Raw genomic sequence first — 24263 nt, forward strand, 5'->3', positions numbered from 1 at the left:
AAAATGAAGAAAAATTTGATGTTTTTAACACTGATGCTTGCACTGGTACTGGTCGTATCGGCCTGTGGCAAAGCGGCTCCGGCAACACAGGAAGCGACTGGCGATGGCTCCTCAACTGCAACAACGGAATCCAAAACTGTATCGGTCAAACACGCACTGGATGAAAACCCGGTCCAAGTCAAAGTCAATCCGAAGAATGTCGTTGTTTTTGATTTTGGTTCATTGGATACGCTCGATAAGCTGGGCGTAGACGTTGCGGCGGTAGCGCAGCAGGATCTTCCTACGTATTTGAACAAATATAAAGATTCCAAATATGCAAGTGCGGGCACGCTGTTTGAGCCGGATTACGAGAAAATCAGTGATCTCTCTCCTGAACTGATCATCATTGGTGGCAGACAAGCTGATGCATATAAAGAGTTGAGCAAAATTGCACCCACGATTTCGATGGCTGTAGACACCAAGGATTATATCAATTCCTTTAAGAAAAACGTTGAAACGCTGGGGCAAATCTTCGACAAAGAGGAAGCTGCCAAACAAGAACTGGCTGCGATTGATAGCTCCATTAAGGCTGTACATGACAAGGCTGTAGCGAGCAAGGCTAAAGGATTGATCGTACTGACAAATGAAGGAAGCCTGAGTGCATACGGCTCACAATCCCGCTTCGGTATCATTCATGATGCTTTTGGCGTAACTCCTGTAGATCCTGGCATTAAAGTATCGACGCATGGACAAAAGGTTTCTTTTGAATATGTACAGCAAAAAAATCCTGATTATATTTTTGTCGTTGACCGTGGGGCTGTGGTGGTCGAGGAAGGCAAGGAACAGGTTACAGGTAAACAAACCATTGAGAATGAACTGGTGAAGAAAACCAATGCATATAAAAACGGTCATATTGTATACCTGGATCCTAACTACTGGTACCTGTCAGGTAATGGTCTGGAATCCGTATCTGAAATGATCAAGGAAATAGATGCTGCACTGTAATGCATACATTTACATCATGGGGGACTATGTAGGATGAAAGGTCATGTAGATGAAATTTCATTAGATGGGTATCTTGTGCACGTCTATACACCTCCCGTATCTGTGAATCATAATGAGCTGTATCCTGTGCTGTATGTACAGGATGGCAGCTCTTTATTTCTAAGCGGGTTGGATGAGCTGGAAAGAGGTTTTTCTACGGGAGAGCTGCCCCGTGTAATGCTGGTGGGCATTCAGCCTGTGAATCGGCTGGATGATTATACGCCTTGGGAGGCAGCTGCTTTAGTAGAGGGAAGACCTGCTTTTGGCGGTGGCGGAGATGCGTATCTGACGTTTGTAGTTACAAAAGTAATGCCATACGTCGAGGCAAAATATCCAGTGCAAACTGGGTTGGAGCATACAGGGATGATTGGTGCTTCGTTGGGTGGACTGATTTCCATGTATGCAGCCTTCCGTTATCAGCATATATTTGGACGTATTGGTTCGATCTCGGGTTCGTATTGGTTTCCCGGTATGATCAATTATATGCAATCTGCATCATTTGCCACTGTAATGGCTGGGACACACCGTATATACATCTCTGTCGGGACCCGTGAGGGCGAAGGGAAGACGAATGTGCAAAAAGACATGGTACCGTTGACCCTCCAGGCACACGAGGTGCTGCTTGCGCATGGTTTTACGGAACGTGAGGTATGGCTGATCAAAGTTGAGGGAGCCGTGCACCACATAGATCACTTTCGGCACCAGTTTCCCCGTGCCGTTAAGTGGTTGCTTGAATAATGTTTTAAGATTGGTTTTTAATCATAAACGCCAAAGGAAGAGATATGGCATCTCGATCCTTTGGCGTTTATTTAGATAGCATTCGGATGAGTGGCTGATTTAACGTATCTGAATTTCCAGAGGCTGCGGAAATCCCCGGGAATGTCCTCCATAATCCACGATCTCAAAAGTAAGTGGCTGCGGATACTGCTCATGGTTTGAGATTACAAATCCGTCCAGGCCGGTACCTGCATCAGCCAGTATATGTCGCTGTCCCCTGCCGTCAATGAACGTATTTGCCATTTGAAAATAGAGGCCGCCTGAGTTTTCCGTAAACTGGTATCTTAAATACAAACGAAGTCGCTGATGTGTCGGATTATTAATATATTGATCGAGTTTAATGTGTTTATCCGGAGATTTAACGATTGTTTTGGTTATCGTATTAAGAGTAATAAATACGCTTTTATCCGGTTTCAATCGAAGGTTACTAATATTGAGCCAAATCTGTTTATGCTCTGAGAAAAAGCTGCTTGTAAAGTAATAGATTTGTCCTTGCTTGGTCGTAATGGTGCGATCGTATTTCAGTAGGTTTTCATAGGATGGATGGGCAGAACGGTTAACTTGGCTGGAAACCAGACTCATAAAAAGATCCGTATCTATAATCTCCCGTCCCCCTGTAGGTTTAAAGCGAATCTCCACATCCGTTCTTAACGGTGTCCTGATGAGCCGCCGCAGCTCGATATGCTGGTCTTCGACGGCAATGTCCCGGTTGAGATCTTTCACTTCGCGCAGTGCAGCATCCGGTCCTGGCTTCAAAGTCAAGGGAATGCTAAAGTGTTCTGCCTGGGGCTTGACAGAAGAACCTTGCCGGGCCTGAGCCTGCCAGACTGCGGACAAGGTTAGTGCGTTGGGGATTTGCCCCGGCTGTTCAAAATCAAAGACCATAACGTTGGAGACCACGGTCTGATCAGGACCAGCCTTGCTGCGGGTATCCCAAGTAAAGGAACCATCTAACGGCTTGCCATCCGAACCAAGCAGCCGTGGTTTGACATTGCTTTGCAGCTGCAAGGGGGATTTGGAGCCTTTATTTTCAGCCGTATATAAAATAATAATCCGCTGGCTATCCGCAGCCATTCCATCAATGGTTACCTTATAATCTCCGGATATAAAGCTTTGTTCTACTGGCCAATAGATATCATGTGCTGCTGCTTGCTGAAGCGCGAGTGTAAAGTTGTCCTGCTCACCGAAAAGACGACTTACATAAGTCGGGATTTCATGGTGTCGTTGCACCGGCTTTGTCGCCGTTTGCGGTGTCAGCCAATGCCGGGTTCCCCAGATTCCGCCCCCGATACACAAGGCGAGCAGAACAACGGCTATGATTTTTAGCCTGCCTGCAGGTATGGACCAAAATCCTGTGCCCCGAAGGGGTTTATCTCTATTGGCCCGCTGTATACCACGCCGCATAGCCAGATTCATCGCTTCGGCAGACACTTGTTGGGCAGCTTGTTTGGCCTCCTGTACCTGCTGCTTGAACCACAACTCCTCTTGATCAGCCATGCTGTATTTCACCTCCATGATGGATTTTGTGCCGCAGCTGCTTCAGCCCTTGATGCAGCCAGGTCTTGATGGTTCCTTCTGATCTGCCAAGTATCTTCGCAATTTCGGGTACGGTCATGTCATCGTAATATCTCAGCAGGAGGGCTTGCCGATATTTGGGTTTAAGGCGGCTCAGGGCTTGCTGCATGTCCAGCTTGCTGTCACTTACCATTTCGGCAACCCCTTCCGTGACAAGAACAGGAATCTGGGAACGGCGCCGTTTTTGTCGCTTGAGTTCTTCCATACAGCAGTTCATCAGAATACGGATGATCCATGGAATCAGCGCCGCGGGATCCCTCAATTTGCTGCATTGGGACCATGCACGGTAAGTGGCTTCTTGAAGCATATCCAGTGCATCTGCTTCATTACGCAGGTAGCTGTATGCAATGCCGTAGAGTCGTCGGTTGTGTCTGGTGATCAAGGTGAAAAATGCATCCTCATCCCCTTGGCAGGCGGACTCTGCAAGTTCTTTGTCTTCCATGCGGACCTCCCTTTTTTATCTGCCATGTCCGGCCGGTTCATGGGAATCTATAGATAAGGATGGATTGAAGAGCCCAAAACGTTTTATTTTTTTACTGGATGAATTTACCTCCGTACTAATGAGCCGGTTCAAGTTTGGTTTGGGCCGCTTGAATACGTATAATAAAGAAATATCCAATATCTGATGTTACATAATAACGAACGTAAGGGGGAGACAACCATGAAAAAAAACCGCCTGGGATCTTCGGATTTGCTGGTAGGTGAGATCGGCCTGGGATGTATGTCGATCGGTACGGAGGAGCAGCAAGCCGTTTACTTGATTCATGAAGCATTAGACAGAGGCGTAAATCTGTTGGATACGGCCGATTTGTACCAGCATGGACGCAATGAAGAAATTGTGGGGGCAGCCATCCGTGGACGGCGGCAGGATGTTATCCTGGCGACCAAGGTCGGCAATCGGCGTATACCGGGACAGGAGGGCTGGGGATGGGACCCGTCCAAGAAATATATCCTGTCCGCCGTTAAAGAGAGTCTGCGCCGCCTGGGAACGGACTATATCGACCTGTATCAGCTGCACGGAGGGACGATTGACGATCCGATCGATGAAACCATTGAGGCTTTCGAGCAACTGCAGCAGGAGGGTGTCATCCGCTACTATGGTATTTCCTCCATTCGCCCGCATGTTATCCGTGAATATGTGGAACGCTCGAATATCGTTAGTGTTATGAATCAGTATAGTTTACTAGACCGGCGTGCAGAGGAGGAAGTATTGTCTTTGCTGCAGGAGCGGGGAATTAGCGTGATTGCACGTGGACCCGTGGCAAGCGGTGTATTGGCTGACAAGGGGGAAGAAAAGGCAGCGAAGGGATACCTAGACTACGAAGAAGCAGAGCTACTGGACATGCGCAAGCAATTAAAGGCATTTGCAGGACCAGAGCGTAGTATGGAGCAGACAGCAATCCGTTATAGCCTGTCTCATCCGGCTGTCGCGGCTGTGATCCCGGGTGCAAGCTCTTTGGGGCAATTGGAGCATAATATTTCTGCAGCAGATATTGCACCGCTAACTGAGCACGAGCGAGAGACGCTACAGCAAATCTGCCGAGCCAATCGTTATGACGCGCAATACCGCTGACTCGAGCCATAATAGGATAAATGAAGTATACGCTCGAACATGTACTCATCCCAGTTGCAATATATACAAGAATCATTACAATATAGGAATAAGCCTGATTTATCATTCATATGTGAATGTGAAGATATTATCAATTCACTCTAGGAGGGACCAACGAATGGAACGCATCGAATCTGAGCAGCAATATCAGGATTTAATTAACGGTGACGGTCTAACCGTCGTGAAATTTGATACCAGCTGGTGTCCAGATTGCAAGACGCTGGATAAATTTATGGATGGCATTATGAAGGAGAACGCGGATAAGCGTTTCTTTGCGCTGGATGCCGAGAAATTCCAGCCGATTGCCGAAGAAAATCAAGTACGTGGCATTCCAAGCCTGCTCGTGTTCCGTAATGGGGAGAAAATTGCTCATTTGCACAGCAAATACGCCAAAACGCCAGCTCAAGTTTCGGAATATCTGACTACGCTGGAATCCAAACAGTAATTAGTTCGCATGGTAGATCTAGATCAGGATGATCTACCCAAGCAGCGAAATAGCAAAAGGGATATCCAAGGCTGACCTTAAGGCCACTTGGATATCCCTTTTTGGTTGTAGGATACCAAACAATGATTACAAAATAATGAAAAAGAACACAGCCGCCAGCACGAAACGGTAGATGGCAAACGTAGTCAAGCTCAAGCGCTTGAGCAGACCGAGGAACGTTTTGATTGCCAGCATACCAACGATAAATGCAGTAATAAAGCCGGCTGCGAACACCGGGAAATCACTCATAGACAGATGATCCATACTTTTAATCATATCAATCCCCGATGCACCCAGCATGACCGGAACAGATACGAGGAATGTAAATTCTGCGGCTGCCGTATGGCTTACACGTGCGAATAGGCCCCCAGACATAGTTGAGCCTGAACGAGAGAAGCCTGGCCACAGAGCTAGGACTTGGAACACACCGATGGTAAAGGCTTGTTTGTACGTGATCTCATCCAACGTATGTGATCTAATAGGCGGATGGAATTTTTCAGCCGCGATCATGAGCAAGCCCCCGATGACCAAACTGTACAAAACCGTTTCAGGACCAAACAAGTATTGCTTGATTACATCACGGAACAGTACACCAATTAATCCCGCAGGGATCATGGCTAAAATAATATGTAACAGGTTTAGACGTGGCTGGGACGAGATTTTGCGTCTGAAATCAAACAGGCTGAGGAATCTGCGCCAGTATAATACAACGACCGCCATCACAGCACCTAATTGTACGATAACCTCAAATGTTTTGACCGTATCATTCTCGGTGTTCAACCCTAGAAGATCAGCCGTAAGGATCATGTGACCCGTCGAAGAGACCGGCAAAAACTCTGTCAGCCCTTCAATAATACCCATAATAATAGATGATAAAATATCCAATTTATTAGCTCCTCCTTACACGCATGTAGGGCAAACAACCTGAGTCGTTTGCCCTAAAAATATGTCATTTCAGTAGGAGTGAACGCAAGTGCCAAGTGCAGTATGCTGGTCGCTCAGACCACAAAGGTTCACTCCTGGGAAGAAGTGTCCGATTCCGACTCCATTTCCGAGGTCGGGGATTTGTGGTGTAAAATAATTTCTACCCGACGAATACGATTTTTACCCATTTCTCGAATGATAAATTTCACATCATCTTCTATGAATTCCTTGCCCTGTCTCGGTTCCGGAACCCGGCTATACACCCACCCTCCGACAGTATCCACGTCTTCATCGTCCAATGTCAAGCCCGTCAGATCACTCAGATCGGAAAGCATCACTTTACCATCCATCAAATAACTGTTCTCCGTCAGTTTCTCGATTTCCTTCCGTTCATCCTTATCAAATTCGTCCCGGATTTCGCCAACAATCTCCTCCAAAATGTCCTCAATGGTAATCAGACCAGAGGTTCCACCATATTCATCGACCAGGAGAGCGATATGAACCTGCTCCTTCTGCATACGTTTCAGTAGCGTGTTGACGGGAATAACTTCCGGAACGGTCAGGATCGGTTGAATCAGGCTATCGAAAACAAGCTCGGGATTGCGATCATACTCAAGGAATAGCTGCTTGGTATTAATCATACCAATGATCTGATCCTTGCTGTCTGTCGCTACCGGAAAACGGGTATACTGTTCTTCGTGAATAGTCTGCATGTTTTCTTTGAGCGAGCGATTCGTAAACAAGCATACCATATCTGTACGTGGCACCATAATTTCTTTGGCAACGGTCTCGTCAAAAGCGAAGATACGATTTACGTAGCCATATTCGGTGTTATTGATCTTACCACTTTCCACGCTTTCGGACAAAATGATCTGAATTTCTTCCTGAGAGTGCGCTTCTTCATGCTCACTAGCCGGTTGAAGACCAAACAGACGAACCAGGCGATTGGCCGAGCCGTTAAGGAGCCAGATAAACGGATACATAATCCGGTTAAACCACACGATGACTGGAGAGGTTAACAGGCTGACAGCTTCCGCTTTGCGGATCGCCAATGTTTTGGGAGCCAGTTCGCCGATCACCACGTGCAGGTAAGTTACAATGACAAATGAAATAATAAAGGCCAGGATATGTGAAAACTCCCCATTGATGTTGAGCTGTTGAAAGAGAGGCTCCAGCAGTTTGACTACAGTCGGTTCACCGAGCCAACCGAGTCCTAACGCTGTAATCGTAATACCAAGCTGACAGGCGGACAGGTAGCCGTCCAGATTATTGACGACTTTTTGTAGCGCCAGTGCGTTTTTACGGTTCTCCACGACCAGCTGATCTACCCGGCTGGAACGGATTTTAATAATCGCAAACTCGGTAGCCACGAAGAAAGCACTAAATAAAATCAACACCGCAAACAAAAATAGACTGACACCTATACCCATATAATTTTCACTCATCCCTTTTTCGTTCAATTTTTTAAGGAACTCTGTTTTGAGTTCACTTGAACTTATTTTAAGAACTTAAAAGAAAATATACAAGGTTCATATGGAATCGTAGCAGGTCACCTACCTCTAATTTACACGAAAAATAAGGCATAATAGAACCCGCACGGCTCATTGCTTCACTTTACAAGCCTAGTTTAAGGGCGTATGATGAGTTCGAATGAACTTGAAATGTAACAAAGGGAGGAAAGCAGATGGAGTCTTTTACCCTCACTCGCCGTGATATGGCCCATTTGCTGCTGGCCATGGAAGGTCGCAGCGATTTGCAGCCTTTGGCTGTTCTCCAAGACGCTTGGAGGCGCACTCATAGCCATCTTGCCCGTTCCGGTAGCACCATGCCGACATTTCTATATACCGAAGTGACGCCTGTGCTGGATAAAATCATCAAGGGCAAGCACAGCGCAGCCTTTTCGCTGCAGGAAATTGTTTCTCTAGGCCAACTGGTGGAATATAGCCATGTCTCACTCGCCTCTATGCAAAATTGGGTCAAACGTGATTTTAAGGAGTTTCTCGGCGCTCCGAAGATCGGCAAAAAATACTCAGTCAACCAGGCAGCCATATTGCTTATCGTGGAAGATTTAAAATCATGTCTTGATTTTGAATCCATCCGTCAGCTATTTCATATCCTGTTCCAACAGCCTGAAGATGATACGGATGATCTGATTCAGCCGGTCGATTTGTACGCTGCATATTCAACTTTATTTGAAGAACTGGATGCGAACGGAGACCAACTGCTTGATGTGACAGGAGCAGGGTATGCCAAAGACAACGGAAATTCTGCTACAGGACAGAAGCGGCAGGAAGCTGCGACAGAAGAACTGCTGGTACAGGCTGCAGATCAATATACTTGTCGTTTACAGCACTTGACCCCCAACCAGTGTGAAGCAGTGCGTAATACTTTGCTGGTAGCAGCGGTATCGGTGCAAAATAGTTATTTTTTGTCGATGGCGCGTCGGTATGTGAATGCGACATTATTTTTGGATTTTCAAGGATAGATTAGGATTGGCGCAAGAGGCCGATCCTATTTTTTTTGCTCTTTTTTGAGGATTGTCTACCCTTTTGGAGACTGAAAAAGTATACAAAAGAGGTATATACACTCAAACGCTGTCAAAGATACAATAAACATATATAATCCAGCAATTGGAAAAACTTTGAATATCTCTTCCAAAGCATCTGGATACACACACAGGAGGTAATGGCATGTCCGATGTCTCCATCATCATTTGTACCCGCAACCGGATCGAAGACCTGACACGCTGTATACAATCTATTGCTGCACAGCAGCAATTGGAGCATACAGCTGTAGAACTGCTGATTGTTGATGACGGCGATATTTCCGACCAACAGATTGAACAGTACCGTCACATGGTATCCGGATTGCCTCAAGGTGTTCTCAAATATTATAAAAAAAGTCGTCCCGGCGTTTGGTTATCCCGCTATGAGGCCTTGTCTCTCGTGCGGTATGATATTGTGCTGTATTTTGACGATGATGCCGAACTGGACGATAAACTCTATATCCGGCGCTTGCTCGATACCTACGAACAGGATGAAACGATTGTAGGTGTTGGAGGGATTGCAAAGGGACTACATTCAAGCCGGGCAGGAAAGCTGCTTGGCGTTTTGACTTTTCAGATGTCTTCTTCCCTTGGCAAGCTCTCACCCAGTAGTCTGGCAGGTTCTTTGCTGCGTTGGAGCGAAGCAACTGAGACTTTTGACACTGAATTTTTCCATGGCTGCAATATGTCATTTCGGAGGGATGCGCTTCGGGACATGAAGCCGTATCCGTGGATGACCAGCTATGCGGTGGCTGACGACTTGTACATGTGCCAGTTAGCGAGCCGTTACGGCAAACTGGTGATTAATCCTGACTTAAAAATCATCCATCATGAATCTCCAAGCTCGCGCGATAAGGCGGGCAAAGTAGCCAAGGCGACAGCAATTAACCACTATTATTTTCTTGCCCTAAAAAAGGCGGGATTTATCCAGTATGGAGCTCTTTTATGGACCTTAACCTACTTGATGCTCAAAGAAACGCTGCGCCGTAATTTTAACGCAGCAGATGGATACAAGCAGGGGGTGTTGTTCATTCTGAACCCGCGTAAGCAAAAATATAACGAATATTTAGGCCCGGCGGTTCAGTAATCTGCTTTATACACATTGACAGGATAAAGGGGGAGTATGATGTTAAGCTTGTCCATTGCTCTGTGCACCCGCAATCGGGTTGACGACCTGACCCGATGCATCAATTCAATTGCCATGGGGGGAGCACCAGAGGCATGTGAAACCGAGCTGTGGATTATTGATGACGGAAAACTGCCAAAGCATGTGCTGGAACGTTATGAGCGTCAGTTGGGCAGAGCGGGAATTGCCTACCGATATCATCGTAAGGAGCAACCCGGACTATGGTTATCACGTGTAAAGACGGTGGAGCTTGCCCAAGGTGACATCATTTTGTTCCTTGACGATGATGTTGAGCTGCCGAGCAACTACTTGAATGAGTTAATGCGCACCTATGAGGCGTATCCGCAGGCAGCTGGTGTTGGAGGCATAGCACAGGGAATGAATAACAGTTTCATGGGTACGATTCGCTGCTTGCTTTCGTTCCAGCAATCCTTGTCCAAAGGAAGATTGTCCCTCAGCGGTCAGTCTGGCTCGATGTACAACTGGCATAAGGCCAAGAAGACGTTTAAGACCCAGTTTTTTCATGGTTGTAATATGTCATTTCGCCGTGATGCGATTCTAAGTCTGGAGCCGGTACCTTGGTTGCAAAGCTATAGCGTCGGCGAGGATTTATTACTTTCCCGTATCGCCATGAAAAGCGGTCCATTGTATATTAATCCGGCGCTTACGCTGCTTCATCACGAATCGCCGTCCTCGCGCGACAATATGGAACAGGTTACTTATATGCGGGTGATGAATCATATTCATCTACTACGTGACGAGGGGTCTGGGCCGATCGGTTATGCAGCCCTATATTGGACGACGTTGTATCAGATTTTGAGGGAAAGACCCAAAAAAAATCATAAAGCCATTCAAGGCTATAGAAGAGCACTGAAAGAAATTTTCTCAAGTACGAAGGAGCCTGTTAGCGGAGGACAGTTGTCTGAGCGCAATTCCAAAAAAACGGTGGGCTGATGGAGGTGCGTCAAAAGACGCGATGTGAGCATAGAGACGAGAGGCTTAATAAGGAACAGGAGTTGGACGTAACATGAGCACATGGACAGCAGCAAGGAAAGTATTCACGGGTGACAGTCTCGCCAAAACGATCATGCGCACAAGCTTTAACAATTTTTTTGTGCTAATCGTCACGACCCTGACTTCCATCCTGACCGCACGTATGCTCGGAGTAGAGGGGAAAGGTGAACTGGCGGCTGTTCTGTTCTGGCCTACGCTGATCGGCAGTGTATTGAGCTTCGGCTTGCCAACATCGTTAATTTATAACCTCAAGAAGAAAACAGGCACGACGGAAGAACTGCTGGCGTTGTCGCTCTGGATTCAGTTGCCTGCCAGTCTGTTGGCGGGAGCGGTGGCCTGGATATGTATGCCGTTGTGGCTGAATGGCTATGGTGCAGACATCATCCAACTGTCGCAGATTTATTGTGCGGCAGCAGTACCGCTAGCGGTACTTACAGCACTCACGACGGCATTATCGCAAGGACTGGATCGATTTAGCGTATATAACGGTCTGTTGTTTTACTATCCGTTACTGAATTTCATCGGTCTAGTGACCCTGTGGCTGATGGGCTTACTCAATGTGCAACTGGCGGGGGCAGTGAATTTTGCTGCGAGTTTCCTTGCGCTCATGTGGGCGTTCCTCCGTTTGCGCAAGCATATGAATTTGCGCGCATTTCGTCCGTTGACCAGCCGCCAAGTGCTGCGCCCTTATTATAGCTATGGAGCGCGGGTGTATGGGATGGAGTTGATGGGGACGCTGTCCACACAAACGGACAAAATCGTAATTGTGGCGCTGCTGTCACCCAAAGCGTTCGGTCTGTACTCTGTTGTCTACGCCTTGTCCCGTGTGTTCAATGTGGTGCAAAATGCCGTCACTAATGTCACCTTCCCGAAGGTGACAGGGATGGAACACGGCAAAATTGTCGAAACGGTGGGTCGTGCTTTTCGCATCTCTATGGCTGCGATGCTAATCGTCATTGTACCGGCTCTCTTCATTGGACGATACATGCTGGGATTGCTGTACGGTCCCGCTTTTCTGGAAGCGTCGCTAACGTTCTACCTGCTGTCACTGGAATGTATCATTGGTGGTGGCTCATGGATTTTGGCTTCGGCCTTTAACGCACTCGGTCGTCCGGGACTGGTACTGTTCCGGCAAATTGTAGCCTATGCGATCACCGTCGGTCTGTTTTTTATTTGTACACCGATCTTCGGTCTGGACGGCATTGCTATTGCTTTGCTTGTAGGTGCTTGTGTACGGTTGGCGTTCTCGCTGTTCTCGTTCCCCATGTTTTTCAATGTTCCGCTATCCCGGATCATATTTGATAAAAGTGATATTACATTTGTCTTACAGACTATACAAAAGAAGCGCAGGAAGGGAGAACTGAAAGATGCCGAATTCGCATCCCATGGCTAAACTAAAAAATAAGCTAAGCGTCATTCTCGACGTAGTCCCTCAAGGTTCGAATATTATTTATGTCGATTATCCCGTCTATAATAACGGTGGGGATGTACTGATCATGAAAGGCACCGAAGCGTTCTTTAAGGATAATGATATTCGTGTCCGTGCCCGTTATAGCGCCATGGATATTCCCGATCAGCTTCATATTCCGGGCGACTGGATTATCGTATGCCACGGTGGTGGCAACTTTGGCGACTTATATTCAAATCACCAAAATTTGCGAGAACGCATCGTTCGTGATTTCCCTAACCACCGAATTGTAATCATGCCGCAGACGATCCACTTCCAGTCTGAACAGAAGGCTAATGAGGTGGCTGCCCTGTTTAATGCTCACCCGGATCTACATATGTTTGTGCGGGATACACGCTCTTATCAGTGGGCTAAGGATAAGCTGAACCAGTGCAGCATCACATTATGTCCTGATATGGCGCACCAGCTTTGGCCATTGAAGCCAACTACGGAAACCGTGAAGGATGTATTGTACTTCCTGCGTACGGATATTGAAACGGTGGGGGGGCAAAAGAAATTCGATGACGAGGCTGATGCCTCTCACCGTCTGGACTGGGATACTTTATTCACTCCGCTGGAAGTGAAGGGGATCGTCTATTTCCAAAAGTTTTACCGTCTGAATAAGAAAATTGGTGGCCCGTTGCCTACCCGTACATTCTGGTACAAGTACACTGACCATCTCATGAACAAGGCGGTTACGCTGTTCAGTTCTTACCGTGAGGTTCGCACTTCACGGTTGCACGGTCACATTCTGGCCTGTCTGCTTGATATGCCGCATGTTGTCATTGACAATTCTTACGGCAAGAATTCGCAATATTATAATACCTGGACACAGCCGAATCCGAAGGCAAAGCTGTTCAGTGAAACACCTGAAGCATTAGAGCAGCCGTCTTAATCGTAAGAAAAGCTAGTTAAAGACCTCCTGAACACTTCATTGGTTTAGGAGGTTTTTGGTTCAGTACTACAAAGAGCATAAGTATAATTTAATTAGATAAACAATTAACGCAATGAATATTTTAATGACTTAATCTATAAGAGAGGATATTTTCGCTCTATTTTGACAATTCATTTCATGAATAGATATAATTTATGGGATAAAACTTGCAGAAAAGCGCGGAATTCTCCAGCTTTTGCTGTACATCACATGATCGTATATTTATTTAAATGAATCGAGGCTGACGAATGAGCAATCAATCGATGGACATGCTTCTCACGAAGGATATCGTGCGTGAAGGGGAACCGATTTTGCGCAAAAAGGTTGATCCGGTATGTCTGCCGCTGTCTGAAGAGGATCTTCAACAGATGCAATGGATGCTGGATTATCTGAAAAATAGCCAAAATGAAGAGCTGGCCACCCGCTATGAGCTGCGCCCGGGTGTAGGACTATCCGCCAACCAGGTTGGGTTAAATAAAAGAATGTGTGCTATTTATTATGAGGACGGAGACCAAACGGTAGAATACGCCCTGTTTAATCCGAAGCTGGTCAGCCACTCTACATCCATGATTTACTTGGAACAGGGGGAGGGATGCTTGTCTGTAGATCGGTATATACCCGGATATGTACCGCGTTACGAGAAGATTCGCATCAAGGCCAATTTGCCGGACGGAACTCAGGAGCTGTTAACGTTTAAGGGTTATGCAGCGATTGTTGTACAGCATGAAATGGACCATCTGGATGGCATTATGTTCTATGACCGTATCAACCCGGAAGATCCGCATAAGCTGCCACAGGGAGTGCATATCGAACCTTTTGTACGTAAATAGTTCGTGATCTGTAAAGTGTGGTGACTCCGTTCACCACCTTTTTATTTTGCAAGAAAATATGGATATAAATGTTGTGAAGCTTTAAACTGAAAACATGTAAGCGCTTATTTCGCGGGAGGGATGGCATGTATCGTGGAGTCCGGCATCTGATGAATAATATGCGTATGCGGAATAAGCTGCTCTTCTCCTACGTACTGATTGTCATGATCCCAGTGCTGGTGGTGGGCGGCTGCGTTACTTTTTATTTGCGAGAGCAGGCACTGGACAGTGCGATTGCCCAGACGGTAAATAATGTGGAAAAGATTAAGAGCCAGACAGCAAATTTACTACGTGTGCCAACAGATATTTCAAATGGGCTGATGTTCGATAAAAGGCTAAAGGAGATGGCGAACCGTCGTTATCCCGGCATGGTGGAGCTCATGAATGCGTACCATCAATACAAGGATTTTAATGAGTACACCCAGCAATATAGAGAGGTTGCTACAATCCGGTTCTATTCGTACAATCCGACGTTGGTCAACAATCTGGAGTTTATTCCTGTGGACTCTAACATTGAGCGGCAGCCATGGTTCCAGGAGGCTTTGAAGGGGACGGCGATTAACTGGTTTTACATTCAGGATAAGGAGGATACCCCGGTTAATCGCCTCAGCCTGGTACGGCAAATTCCTTTTCCCGAATACAATTCCAAGGGAGTTCTGATGATTGCACTGAGTCAGACCGAGTTGAATCATATGCTAAGCAAGGAGCCCTTTGAAACATTGATTGCGGATCGTAACGGGATTGTGGTCGCAGCTACCCATCCACAGTCGGTAGGTCAGACGTTGACCGATTTACATTTAGGCTTTGATGTCCAGCGTGCAGGTAAGGGGATATATGAAGCAAAAATCAATGGAACGCCCTCGAACATTATTGTGGATGAGCTGCTGCCAACCTCAAGTGTGAGCGGATTGACAATTATTTCGGTGTTTTCCACGGAACATATCGTGCAGGGGGCGAACCGGGTCAGCCTGATTGGTGCATTATGTGTACTAGCGGTACTCATCATGGCGCTGATTCTGATTACCATCATTTCCTGGCTTATTACCAAACGGCTCCAGCGGCTGAGCTATGAGCTGGGTCAGGTAGCGGCGGGTGATTTTCATGTAGTATCCAGTGTGGAGGGAAGGGACGAGATCGGTGATTTATCGCGCCGTTTCAACTACATGGTAAGTAGTATCCGCCAGCTTATGGCACAGGTCTATGAGACGAGTGAGCATAACAACAAGCTTGAATTGGCACAAAAGGATATCAAGCTAAAAATGATGGCAAGCCAAATTAATCCGCATTTTCTGTTTAACGCGTTAGAATCCATTCGAATGAAAGCACATTTGAATGGGGAAGCAGAGATTGCAACGACGGTCCGTTTGCTTGGCAGGCTGATGCGCAGGAATCTGGAGATTGGCAGTGGTAAAACAACCGTATTACAGGAGCTGGATATGGTGCGATCCTATTTGCAAATTCAGCAGTTCAGGTTTGGGAATCGTTTGGTCTATGAAGTGAATTTGGAAGAAAGCGCGAAGGACATGTCGATTCCTCCCTTAATCATACAACCGCTAGTGGAAAATGCAGTTATTCATGGCCTAGAAAATAAGGAAGAGCCAGTTACCGTGAAGGTAGATATCACAATAGAACAAAGAGAACTGCACATTAAAGTGGCTGATGATGGAATTGGCATGAAGGAAGAACAACTGACCCGTCTGTTGGCTCGGATCACGGGTACGGAGGAGCCGGAAGGGAGCAGTATTGGTCTGCGTAATGTTCATCAACGTCTGACATTGATGTATGGTGAACGTTATGGTCTGCATATTGAAAGCGCATTACAGGTAGGAACAACCGTATACTTTTCCATACCAAGGGAGGAAGCGTCGAATGTATAAAGCGATGATTGTAGATGATGAGCCTGCGATTCGTGAAGGACTGTCTTCCATTATTGACTGGGGGGATTGTGGCTTTCGCATCGTCGATACGGCAGAGAACGGACGCGAGGCTCTGGAAAAGTTCGGAGAGCATCGACCGGAACTGGTCATTGTAGATATTCGTATGCCTGGGATGAGTGGATTGGAGGTTATACAAAGCATACGCCAAATGAATGGGGAGCCGTTTCACTTTCTCATTTTAAGCGGATATGCAGACTTTAATTATGCTAGGCAAGCCATGGGATTCGGGGTGGATGGTTATCTGTTGAAGCCGGTTGATGAGGAAGAAATGACGTTAGAGCTGAAACGAGTACGACAAAGCATTGAGAATGAAAAGGGAGATGGAAAGTGGGGGAGTCCATCTTCGCATGAGCGCGATTGGATTGAAGCACTGTTGTTTCCGGTTCATTCAGAGCACCCTCGGGATGCTGTAGAACCCAGCCATCGTGCATCCAAGCAAGCTGATCACCAAAGCGACGCTGGAAAGCATGGACAACAGCCAGCGTTACCAGCATTGGACTGGAGTAGCTATCAGGTGATTCTGCTGGATTTGCGTATACCTGACTGGGATCGGCAAGCCCGGCAGTTGGCAGCAAAGCAGCGGCTAGCGGAATTGTGTCGTGATCAGGATAGAGGCATTGTGTTTGAGGCTGGAATATATACGGGCCTATTGCTTCCCGCCATGTTAAAAACGGAGCAAGATGCTGTTCAGTTGCTGGCTGCATGGCGACAGGAACTAAAGCCTTGGGTAAATGAAATCTATGGGGCTGCTGGCGCTCCGGTAGACATTCTTAGCGATATCCCCAGATCTTTTGAACAAGCGTTACGATTATTGGAGCGTACGTTTTTGTTCCGGGCAGAAAGAGTCATGCTTCCTGGAGACCTACGTGAATGGGAGACAGTCCATGCTGAAATGGATGAAGCGTCTGATAGAGCCTCGGATGACCCCATGCGTTATGCAGAAAAGCTGTACTATGCGCTGGATATGGCTAATGGTAAAGTGGCGACCCGTGTCATTAAGGACATGGAAGTCCAATTTCCACAGATTTATCGTACAGAATCTGCAATCAAGGCGGCATTCGCTCAGACATTCACACTGGCACTGAACAAGTATGCAGCTGGACAAGAACACAGCCGGACCGTGCTGGAGGAGCACTCTAACCTGATTACCAATGTATATGCTTATTCAACATTGGGCGAGCTGGTGGATCACTCGCTCGAGCATGTGTTGCAGTGGATTGGCCAGACTGATACGGGTGGCAAGGAGATCATCATGAAGCAAATGATTGACTTTATACATGGTCATTATGATGAAAATTTGCGACTGGAATTACTGGCGGATATGTTCAATTACAATAGTGGGTATTTGGGCAAACTGTTCAAAAGTCATACAGGCGAGGCCTTTAATGCCTACCTGGATAAGGTAAGGATTGAGCGAGCAAGGGAATTGCTTGCACAGGGGATTAAGGTGCACCAAGTGGCGGGTCGCGTGGGATATGCGAATGCAGATTATTTTCATAGTAAATTTAAAAAATATGTCGGTATGTCACCTTCCTCCTATCGTAATCAGACCCAAAAAAACGGAGGAACAGATGGCTGTTGATCGATTTCCTAGGTTTAACGTTATGAAGTCTCTCTTGCAGATGTCGGAGGTATGTCCTTCGAATGAAGAGAGGCTTTTTTTATATGTTGAAAAAGGACGGATCAATAGAAAATGTCACATTCATTATGGATTTTAGGACATTTTCATAAAAACGCCATCGTTATGACACAACTTTGACACGATGTTCACATTTTTGATTCTATTTCATTTAAATTTATTCTATATAATGGGGATAATCTGAAGCCCGGTTATGGCAACCATGGCAAGTTAGCTGAGTGGGTCATTTCCTAAAAAAGTGACGGTTTCATATGTAAGAGTGTGAATATAATCACAAATACAAAAGACTTCAGATTACAAACATTAAATCATTGTTAAGGGAAGTACAGGGGAGGAGCAGCATCATGGACGTATTGGATTTGGCACGGTTGCAGTTTGCAACCACTACGATTCTTCATTTTGTTTATGTGCCGATCTCCATTGGATTGTCATTGTTGGTGGCAATTATGGAGACTATGTATGTTATCAAGAAAAAAGACTTGTACAAAAAAATGGCTCAATTCTGGGGGACATTTCTGCTGATTAACTTTGCGTTAGGGGTAGTCACCGGGATTTTGCAGGAGTTTCAGTTCGGAATGAATTGGTCGGACTTTTCCCGTTTTGTCGGTGATGTATTTGGTACACCGTTAGCCATTGAAGCATTACTCGCATTTTTCCTGGAATCGACCTTTATCGGTCTATGGGTATTCGGCTGGGAAAGATTATCCAAAACTGTCCATTTAATTTGCATGTGGTTGGTAGCGATCGGTACGATGCTCTCGGCTTTGTGGATTTTGGCTGCCAATTCATTCATGCAACGTCCTGTAGGATATGGGGTTGTAAATGGACGGGCAGAAATGCAGGATTTTGCTGCCTTGTTAACGAACGAACAGCTTTTGTGGGAGTATCCTCACACCATCTTTGCTGCCATTGCAACCGGGGCTTTCCTCGTAGCAGGGATTAGTGCTTGGAAGCTGATGCATAAAAAGAATATGGACTTTTTTAAACCTTCTTTTAAATTGAGTATTATTGTTGCATTAATCTGTGCCATTGCTATTCCTTTGTTTGGTCATGGACAGGCTCAATATTTGATCAAAACACAGCCCATGAAGATGGCAGCCAGTGAAGCTCTGTGGGGAGACAGCGGCGATCCGGCGCCTTGGACGGTTATTGCAAATATTGATCCTGATAAGCAGGAAAATACCTTTGAGATTAAGGTTCCGTTTGCACTGAGCTTTCTGTCGTATAGCAAGTTTTCCGGCTCTGTACCTGGTATGAAGGAGCTTCAAGCACAGTATGAAAAGACCTACGGTCCAGGTGATTATATTCCGCCTGTCCGTACGACCTTCTGGAGCTTCCGCATTATGATTGCGGCAGGATGTGCCATGATTGCACTTGCTCTGTACGGAGCTTACCTGAGTTTTCGACAAAAATTGGAGGGCTCACATCGTTGGTTCTTCCGCCTTATGCTGTGGGGGATATCGCTCCCGTTCATTGGGAATACAGCAGGCTGGATCATGACAGAAATGGGACGTCAGCCGTGGACTGTGTTTGGCTTGCTTCAAACGAAAGATTCTGTTTCACCTACCGTTGTAGCAGGAGAAGTGCTGTTCTCCCTGATTGCATTTACGACGCTGTATCTTATTTTAACGGGTGTACTGGCATTCCTGTTTGCTCGCACCGCTCGTAAAGGCCCAGATATTGAGCCGCATCAGCATACAGTCATTCATGATCCATTTGCTCAAGGAGGTGACAGCATTGTCGTTAAATGATTTATGGTTCTTATTGATCGCAGTGTTGTTTACAGGCTTCTTTTTTCTAGAGGGCTTTGATTTTGGCGTGGGGATGGCAACAGGATTAGTGCCGCGTAATGACCAACAAAAACGTTTGATGATCAATACGATTGGTCCATTCTGGGATGCCAACGAAGTGTGGCTGATTACAGCAGCAGGTGCGATGTTTGCCGCTTTTCCGCATTTTTATGCAACGATGTTCAGCGGATATTATCTGGTATTTGTGTTTATTTTGCTAGGTTTGATCTTGCGAGGAGTCTCCTTTGAGTTCCGTGGCAAGGCCGAAGGAAAAGGGTGGACAGGAACGTGGGATACTTGCATTCTGATTGGCAGCTTCCTGCCGCCGATGCTGTTTGGTATGGCCTTTGCGGCTTTGGTAAAAGGTGTACCTATCCAGCAAAACATGGATTTGAAAGCCGGATTTTTGGATGTGTTCAATGGATACACCGTATGGATTGGACTGACAGTGGTCGGAATGTGCCTCATGCACGGGCTGACGTTCATTTCTCTGCGGACGATTGGTGAAGTCAGGGATCGTGCTCGTGTGATCGCGTCCAAATTTCTTCCGGTGTTGGGAATTCTACTTGCTGGTATGGTGGTATGGACTTATTTTGCAACGGATATATTTGCACGTCGCGGTCCCTTTATGTATGTTGCGGTTGCGGTGGGAATTCTCGCCTATGTGCTGACATGGTATTTCCTGAGACAGCGCCGCGAAGGATGGGCTTTCGGGATGACAGGTGTCATCATTTTGCTAAGCTTCGTTTCGTTATTCGTTGGCTTGTTCCCAAGATTTATGGTGAGCTCGATCAACAGTGCTTTTGATTTGACGATATATAATGCAAGCTCCAGTCATTACACACTGAAAGCCATGACGATTGTTGCAGCAACGCTTTTACCCTTTGTGTTGGCTTATCAGGCGTGGAGCTATTTTGTTTTCCATAAGCGTCTCAGTGAGAAGGATCATCTGGAATACTAATGGATAAAGCCTGGTTTGAATTAAAGGGCATTCGGCCAGTAATGCTGCTGCTGGCCGCCCTTTCCCTGCTCCAGGGAGCAGCGGTAATTGCACAAGCCATCTTTTTGGCAAAGGCTGTAACGGTTTTGTTTAATAAAAATCCGCTGGTAATGGCTTGGCCATCGCTGGCGTTGTTTTTCGCGGCTTTTGCAGTGAGGCATACGATGATCTGGCTGCAACGCCGGACAGCCGGTCGTTTCGCCGAAGCAGCAGGCGCTTCCTTACGGGAGCGTCTGCTTGCGCGTTTGTTCGAGCGGGGTCCGGGTTTTGCCGCGAAGGAAGGAAGCGGCAAGTTGGTGACGCTAGCGCTGGATGGTGTGGATCGGTTTCGCAATTATTTGGAAATATCCATTCCTCGTATAATAGACATGATGGCTGTAACCTTACTGGTGCTTGTGTATGTTTTCACATTAGATATGATTTCAGGTGTGATTTTGACGACTACGATGCCGATTTTGGTGGGCTTCTTTATTTTACTCGGCTTGGCGGCGCGAAAGCAGGCAGACAAGCAGTGGCGTTCCTATCGTCTATTATCACATCATTTCACGGATTCGTTGCGTGGCCTACAGACACTAAGGTTTTTGGGACGCAGTCGGGCGCATGGGGAAACCGTAGGGAAGGTCAGCGACCAATACCGTACGGCAACGATGCGTACGCTGCGGGTAGCGTTTCTTTCTTCATTTGCCCTCGATTTTTTCAGTATGCTGTCGGTCGCTTTTGTAGCAGTAGGCTTGGGGCTGCGTCTGATTAGTGGTTCGGTGGGACTGGAGGCAGCGCTTGCGGTGCTTATTCTGGCACCGGAATATTTTATGCCTATACGCCAGTTGGGATCAGACTATCACGCCTCATTGGACGGTAAGGAGGCTTGGGGAGCGATACGCTCCATTCTCGTTGCAGAGGATGAAACGATAGAGCCGAAGACAGCTAATGATAAAGGATTAGACATCACGGGGCAGAACATCCTCAAGCTGTCCGATGTGTGTTTTCTTAATGAAGACGGCTCCGCCCGGCTTGAACATGTGTCTGCAAGTGTTGAACCGCACATGAACATGATTGGCATCGTCGGAGCGAGCGGTGCAGGCAAAACGACATTGCTTAGTCTGCTTGGCGGCTTTTCTGACCCCACTTCAGGTGAGCTGATCCTTAATGGATGCCGATTATCTGTGGATACCAAAGCTGAATGGCAACGGCATATTGCCTATATTCCACAGCATCCTTACCTGTTTAGCGCTACTTTGGCAGATAATATTCGCTTTTATGAACCGGAAGCATCCAACCAGCAGGTAGAGTGGGCGATTGACGCGGTTGGACTGCGTGAACTGGTGAATGGCCTTCCGGGTGGATTGAATGAGTCTATTGGGGAAGCAGGTCGGACATTGAGTGGAGGGCAGGCGCAACGGGTTGCCTTGGCACGGGCTTTGCTTAGTAACCGTCCGATCATTTTATTGGATGAGCCTACGGCACATTTGGATATTGAGACAGAATGGGAGTTAAAACAGACCATTTTGTCCGTATTGAAACACAAAAGAATGTTTCTTGCCACCCATCGGCTGCATTGGATGCCGGATATGGACTGTGTCTGGATGATGAATCAAGGTCGTCTGGAAGAGGTAGGTTCCCATCAGCAACTAGTTGCCCAAAAGGGAGAATATTACCGATTGCTGACGGGAATGTCGGAAGGAGGGGACGGACGATATGAGAGCAACGGACAATAGTAGCCAAGGCTGGTTTTTGCCTTATCTGAAACACTATTTTTGGGCCTTTCTAGCAGCAGCTCTTTTGGGTGCGCTGTCCATTGGGTGTGCAGGCGCGCTGCTCTTTACGTCCGGCCATCTGATTACTCGTTCGGCCTTAAAGCCTGAGAATATATTAATGGTGTATGTGCCCATTGTGCTTGTGCGAACGTTTGGTTTTAGTAAAGCCGTCATTCAGTATCTGGAACGCTTGGTAGGCCATGATGCTGCGCTGCGCCTTGTGTCTCGTATGCGAGTACGCTTGTATCGGGCAGTGGAACCGCAGGCGCTGATGATCCGCAGCAAATTTCGTACAGGGGATCTATTGGGATTGCTGGCGGAGGATATTGAGCAGCTTCAAAATATCTATCTGAAGCTGGTTCTGCCTGCGTTATCGGCTTTGCTGATTTATGCAGCAGGCATCTTGGCGCTTGGCTGGATGGACGGCACATTTGCCTTGCTGATGGCGCTATATGGGGGATTTTTGCTGTTCATCGCCCCGGCTATCTCACTTGGGACCTCACTCGCCAAACGGCGTACGTTCAAGCAGGAACGGAGTAAAGCCTATCAGGAACTGACGGATGCTTTGTTCGGCATGAGTGATCTGGTGCTGAGTGGACGGACTGGGCATTTCCTTAACACCTTTACACAACGGCACAAGAGGGCAGCCGTGGTGGAAAATTCACTTCGTCGGAACGAGTGGCGTTCTCATTGGATCGCACAATGCCTGGTAGGCGGCGGAATTGTAATTATGACTGTGTGGGCCGGAGGACTGGTAGCACAGAATCGCATTGAAGCCACATGGCTGGCATCCTTTGCCTTAGTAACTTTTCCGTTGCTGGATGCCTTCGTTCGCGCTGGAGAAGCGGTGGTTCATGCGCCGGAGTATCAGGATTCACTTCGACGGCTAAAGGATTCCGAGAAAGATACATCTGCACTTGCAGCACGATCAGATGCAGGACAACCAGTAGCAGACGATGCAGCAGATACTAAAGAAGAACAGGCTACCGCTCAGCGATTAAGCCACGGGGGAGACCTACTGCTGAACAACGTAAGCTTCCGCTATGCGGCAACGCAGGAATGGAGTGTGCGTAATATCTCGCTACACGTACCCCAGGGGGGGAAGGTTGCATTGCTTGGCCGCAGTGGTGCGGGCAAGTCTACGCTGCTGAATCTGATTCAGGGAGCATTGCAACCTGATGAAGGGAGCGTCACTGTCGCAGGCGTCCCCGTATTTACAGGTGGAGCATACTCCAGTCTGTTTGCGGTGCTAAACCAGCAACCGTATTTGTTCGATACGACGGTAGCGAACAATATTCGTTTAGGGCGACCTGACGCCACGCTCGATGAGGTTCGTGCAGTAACGGAGCAGGTAGGGCTTGGAACCCTGATCGATTCTTTACCGGAGGGTTACGATACTAGAATGCAGGAGACGGGTCTTCGCTTTTCTGGTGGAGAAAGACAGCGCATTGCACTGGCGCGGATTTTGCTGCAAAACCATCCGATTGTTTTGCTGGATGAGCCGACAGTGGGGCTTGATCCACTAACGGAGCATGAACTTATGCAGACGATGTTTCGCGTACTGGAAGGCAAAACATTGATCTGGATCACTCATCATCTCACGGGGATGAAGCATATGGACGAGGTGATCTTTATGGAACAAGGCACCATCTCCATGCGAGGCAGTCATGATGAGCTTTGGCGCGATCATGCCCGGTACCGTAATCTGTATATGCTGGATCATCCGGGTCTGGAAAAATAGTGATGATCACCGTGTCGGATAATATGATTCATCTGCTAGAAGCTTTGAAACAAGGTATTTAAAATTTCGATT

At 47.1% G+C, this 24263-nt stretch carries 20 protein-coding genes; 16 read left to right on the forward strand and 4 right to left on the reverse strand.

Translation table 11 applies throughout. The annotated features are described in order from the left end of the window. The first annotated feature begins 3 nt into the window (after positions 1–3). The gene (locus OIU26_RS18615; RefSeq protein WP_264217642.1) at positions 4–984 is read left to right on the forward strand and encodes a siderophore ABC transporter substrate-binding protein; all 981 of its coding nucleotides are present in this window, start codon (positions 4–6) and stop codon (positions 982–984) included. Between the two features lie 33 nt (positions 985–1017). Beyond that, positions 1018–1761 (forward strand): alpha/beta hydrolase-fold protein, encoded by a 744-nt coding sequence (locus tag OIU26_RS18620; protein WP_264217643.1) that lies wholly within the window; start codon positions 1018–1020, stop codon positions 1759–1761. Positions 1762–1860: 99 nt separating this feature from the next. Here OIU26_RS18620 and OIU26_RS18625 read toward each other — a convergent pair whose 3' ends face one another. Both OIU26_RS18625 and OIU26_RS18630 read right to left on the reverse strand, forming a co-directional pair. Beyond that, a complete protein-coding gene (locus tag OIU26_RS18625; RefSeq protein ID WP_264217644.1) occupies positions 1861–3297 on the reverse strand; it encodes a hypothetical protein in 1437 nt (478 codons plus the stop codon). Next, a complete protein-coding gene (locus OIU26_RS18630; protein WP_264217645.1) occupies positions 3290–3817 on the reverse strand; it encodes an RNA polymerase sigma factor in 528 nt (175 codons plus the stop codon). Before OIU26_RS18630 ends, OIU26_RS18625 begins: the two co-directional genes overlap by 8 nt. 219 nt (positions 3818–4036) lie before the next feature. Here OIU26_RS18630 and OIU26_RS18635 point away from each other — a divergent pair, with 219 nt between their 5' ends. Both OIU26_RS18635 and OIU26_RS18640 read left to right on the forward strand, forming a co-directional pair. Further along, positions 4037–4948: an aldo/keto reductase gene (locus OIU26_RS18635; RefSeq protein ID WP_165082574.1), complete on the forward strand. Its 912-nt coding sequence runs from the start codon at positions 4037–4039 to the stop codon at positions 4946–4948. Between the two features lie 157 nt (positions 4949–5105). Next, positions 5106–5432 carry a thioredoxin family protein gene (locus OIU26_RS18640; RefSeq protein ID WP_019688638.1) on the forward strand — a complete coding sequence of 109 codons (327 nt, stop codon included), beginning with the start codon at positions 5106–5108 and terminating at the stop codon, positions 5430–5432. Between the two features lie 126 nt (positions 5433–5558). Here the strand turns inward: OIU26_RS18640 and bacA are convergent, their stop codons facing one another. Beyond that, a complete protein-coding gene (gene bacA / locus OIU26_RS18645) occupies positions 5559–6356 on the reverse strand; it encodes an undecaprenyl-diphosphate phosphatase (protein WP_013373128.1) in 798 nt (265 codons plus the stop codon). Positions 6357–6484: 128 nt separating this feature from the next. Next, entirely contained in the window at positions 6485–7825 is a 1341-nt protein-coding gene (locus tag OIU26_RS18650; RefSeq protein ID WP_192811785.1) for a hemolysin family protein, read from the reverse strand. A 254-nt stretch (positions 7826–8079) separates the two neighbouring features. Between OIU26_RS18650 and OIU26_RS18655 the strand changes: the two genes are divergently transcribed. The 12 genes from OIU26_RS18655 (at position 8080) to cydC (ending at position 24191) form a co-directional block, all read left to right on the forward strand. Then, positions 8080–8880, forward strand: a complete 801-nt coding sequence (locus OIU26_RS18655; protein WP_058711501.1) for a DUF1836 domain-containing protein — start codon at positions 8080–8082, stop codon at positions 8878–8880. 205 nt (positions 8881–9085) lie between these two features. Further along, the gene (locus OIU26_RS18660; protein ID WP_016820344.1) at positions 9086–10027 is read left to right on the forward strand and encodes a glycosyltransferase family 2 protein; all 942 of its coding nucleotides are present in this window, start codon (positions 9086–9088) and stop codon (positions 10025–10027) included. Between the two features lie 39 nt (positions 10028–10066). Continuing rightward, positions 10067–11020: a glycosyltransferase family 2 protein gene (locus OIU26_RS18665; protein WP_436449171.1), complete on the forward strand. Its 954-nt coding sequence runs from the start codon at positions 10067–10069 to the stop codon at positions 11018–11020. A 73-nt stretch (positions 11021–11093) separates the two neighbouring features. Then, positions 11094–12473: a lipopolysaccharide biosynthesis protein gene (locus OIU26_RS18670; protein ID WP_102163506.1), complete on the forward strand. Its 1380-nt coding sequence runs from the start codon at positions 11094–11096 to the stop codon at positions 12471–12473. After that, positions 12448–13422 (forward strand): polysaccharide pyruvyl transferase family protein, encoded by a 975-nt coding sequence (locus OIU26_RS18675; RefSeq protein WP_064963580.1) that lies wholly within the window; start codon positions 12448–12450, stop codon positions 13420–13422. The genes OIU26_RS18670 and OIU26_RS18675 overlap by 26 nt, the downstream gene beginning before the upstream one ends. A 287-nt stretch (positions 13423–13709) precedes the next feature. Continuing rightward, positions 13710–14291, forward strand: a complete 582-nt coding sequence (gene def / locus OIU26_RS18680; protein ID WP_016324730.1) for a peptide deformylase — start codon at positions 13710–13712, stop codon at positions 14289–14291. Positions 14292–14416: 125 nt separating this feature from the next. Next, on the forward strand, positions 14417–16207 hold the full coding sequence (locus OIU26_RS18685) for a cache domain-containing sensor histidine kinase (protein ID WP_013373120.1): 1791 nt from the start codon (positions 14417–14419) through the stop codon (positions 16205–16207). Further along, positions 16200–17849, forward strand: a complete 1650-nt coding sequence (locus OIU26_RS18690; RefSeq protein WP_264217648.1) for a response regulator transcription factor — start codon at positions 16200–16202, stop codon at positions 17847–17849. The genes OIU26_RS18685 and OIU26_RS18690 overlap by 8 nt, the downstream gene beginning before the upstream one ends. Positions 17850–18250: 401 nt before the next feature. Next, positions 18251–19657 (forward strand): cytochrome ubiquinol oxidase subunit I, encoded by a 1407-nt coding sequence (locus OIU26_RS18695; protein ID WP_025674770.1) that lies wholly within the window; start codon positions 18251–18253, stop codon positions 19655–19657. Next, on the forward strand, positions 19644–20657 hold the full coding sequence (cydB, locus tag OIU26_RS18700) for a cytochrome d ubiquinol oxidase subunit II (RefSeq protein ID WP_264217649.1): 1014 nt from the start codon (positions 19644–19646) through the stop codon (positions 20655–20657). Before OIU26_RS18695 ends, cydB begins: the two co-directional genes overlap by 14 nt. Further along, complete coding sequence (cydD, locus tag OIU26_RS18705) at positions 20657–22411, forward strand: thiol reductant ABC exporter subunit CydD (protein ID WP_264217650.1); 1755 nt, start codon at positions 20657–20659, stop codon at positions 22409–22411. The genes cydB and cydD overlap by 1 nt, the downstream gene beginning before the upstream one ends. Continuing rightward, positions 22392–24191 (forward strand): thiol reductant ABC exporter subunit CydC, encoded by a 1800-nt coding sequence (gene cydC / locus OIU26_RS18710; protein WP_264217651.1) that lies wholly within the window; start codon positions 22392–22394, stop codon positions 24189–24191. The genes cydD and cydC overlap by 20 nt, the downstream gene beginning before the upstream one ends. Positions 24192–24263: the final 72 nt, after the last annotated feature.

This window comes from Paenibacillus sp. BT-177 (genome assembly GCF_025846815.2).
In the GTDB taxonomy this organism is placed as follows: domain Bacteria; phylum Bacillota; class Bacilli; order Paenibacillales; family Paenibacillaceae; genus Paenibacillus; species Paenibacillus polymyxa_C.

Bases quoted from the DNA above. Each gene is read 5' to 3' on its own strand.
- OIU26_RS18685 (WP_013373120.1), top strand. From the start codon at position 14,417: ATGTATCGTGGAGTCCGGCATCTGATGAATAATATGCGTATGCGGAAT.
- OIU26_RS18655 (WP_058711501.1), top strand. From the start codon at position 8,080: ATGGAGTCTTTTACCCTCACTCGCCGTGATATGGCCCATTTGCTGCTG.
- OIU26_RS18695 (WP_025674770.1), top strand. From the start codon at position 18,251: ATGGACGTATTGGATTTGGCACGGTTGCAGTTTGCAACCACTACGATT.
- OIU26_RS18625 (WP_264217644.1), bottom strand. From the start codon at position 3,297: ATGGCTGATCAAGAGGAGTTGTGGTTCAAGCAGCAGGTACAGGAGGCC.
- OIU26_RS18635 (WP_165082574.1), top strand. From the start codon at position 4,037: ATGAAAAAAAACCGCCTGGGATCTTCGGATTTGCTGGTAGGTGAGATC.
- OIU26_RS18630 (WP_264217645.1), bottom strand. From the start codon at position 3,817: ATGGAAGACAAAGAACTTGCAGAGTCCGCCTGCCAAGGGGATGAGGAT.
- OIU26_RS18650 (WP_192811785.1), bottom strand. From the start codon at position 7,825: ATGGGTATAGGTGTCAGTCTATTTTTGTTTGCGGTGTTGATTTTATTT.
- cydD (WP_264217650.1), top strand. From the start codon at position 20,657: ATGGATAAAGCCTGGTTTGAATTAAAGGGCATTCGGCCAGTAATGCTG.
- OIU26_RS18675 (WP_064963580.1), top strand. From the start codon at position 12,448: ATGCCGAATTCGCATCCCATGGCTAAACTAAAAAATAAGCTAAGCGTC.
- OIU26_RS18665 (WP_436449171.1), top strand. From the start codon at position 10,067: ATGTTAAGCTTGTCCATTGCTCTGTGCACCCGCAATCGGGTTGACGAC.
- OIU26_RS18640 (WP_019688638.1), top strand. From the start codon at position 5,106: ATGGAACGCATCGAATCTGAGCAGCAATATCAGGATTTAATTAACGGT.
- OIU26_RS18670 (WP_102163506.1), top strand. From the start codon at position 11,094: ATGAGCACATGGACAGCAGCAAGGAAAGTATTCACGGGTGACAGTCTC.
- def (WP_016324730.1), top strand. From the start codon at position 13,710: ATGAGCAATCAATCGATGGACATGCTTCTCACGAAGGATATCGTGCGT.
- OIU26_RS18620 (WP_264217643.1), top strand. From the start codon at position 1,018: ATGAAAGGTCATGTAGATGAAATTTCATTAGATGGGTATCTTGTGCAC.
- OIU26_RS18660 (WP_016820344.1), top strand. From the start codon at position 9,086: ATGTCCGATGTCTCCATCATCATTTGTACCCGCAACCGGATCGAAGAC.
- OIU26_RS18615 (WP_264217642.1), top strand. From the start codon at position 4: ATGAAGAAAAATTTGATGTTTTTAACACTGATGCTTGCACTGGTACTG.
- cydC (WP_264217651.1), top strand. From the start codon at position 22,392: ATGAGAGCAACGGACAATAGTAGCCAAGGCTGGTTTTTGCCTTATCTG.
- OIU26_RS18690 (WP_264217648.1), top strand. From the start codon at position 16,200: ATGTATAAAGCGATGATTGTAGATGATGAGCCTGCGATTCGTGAAGGA.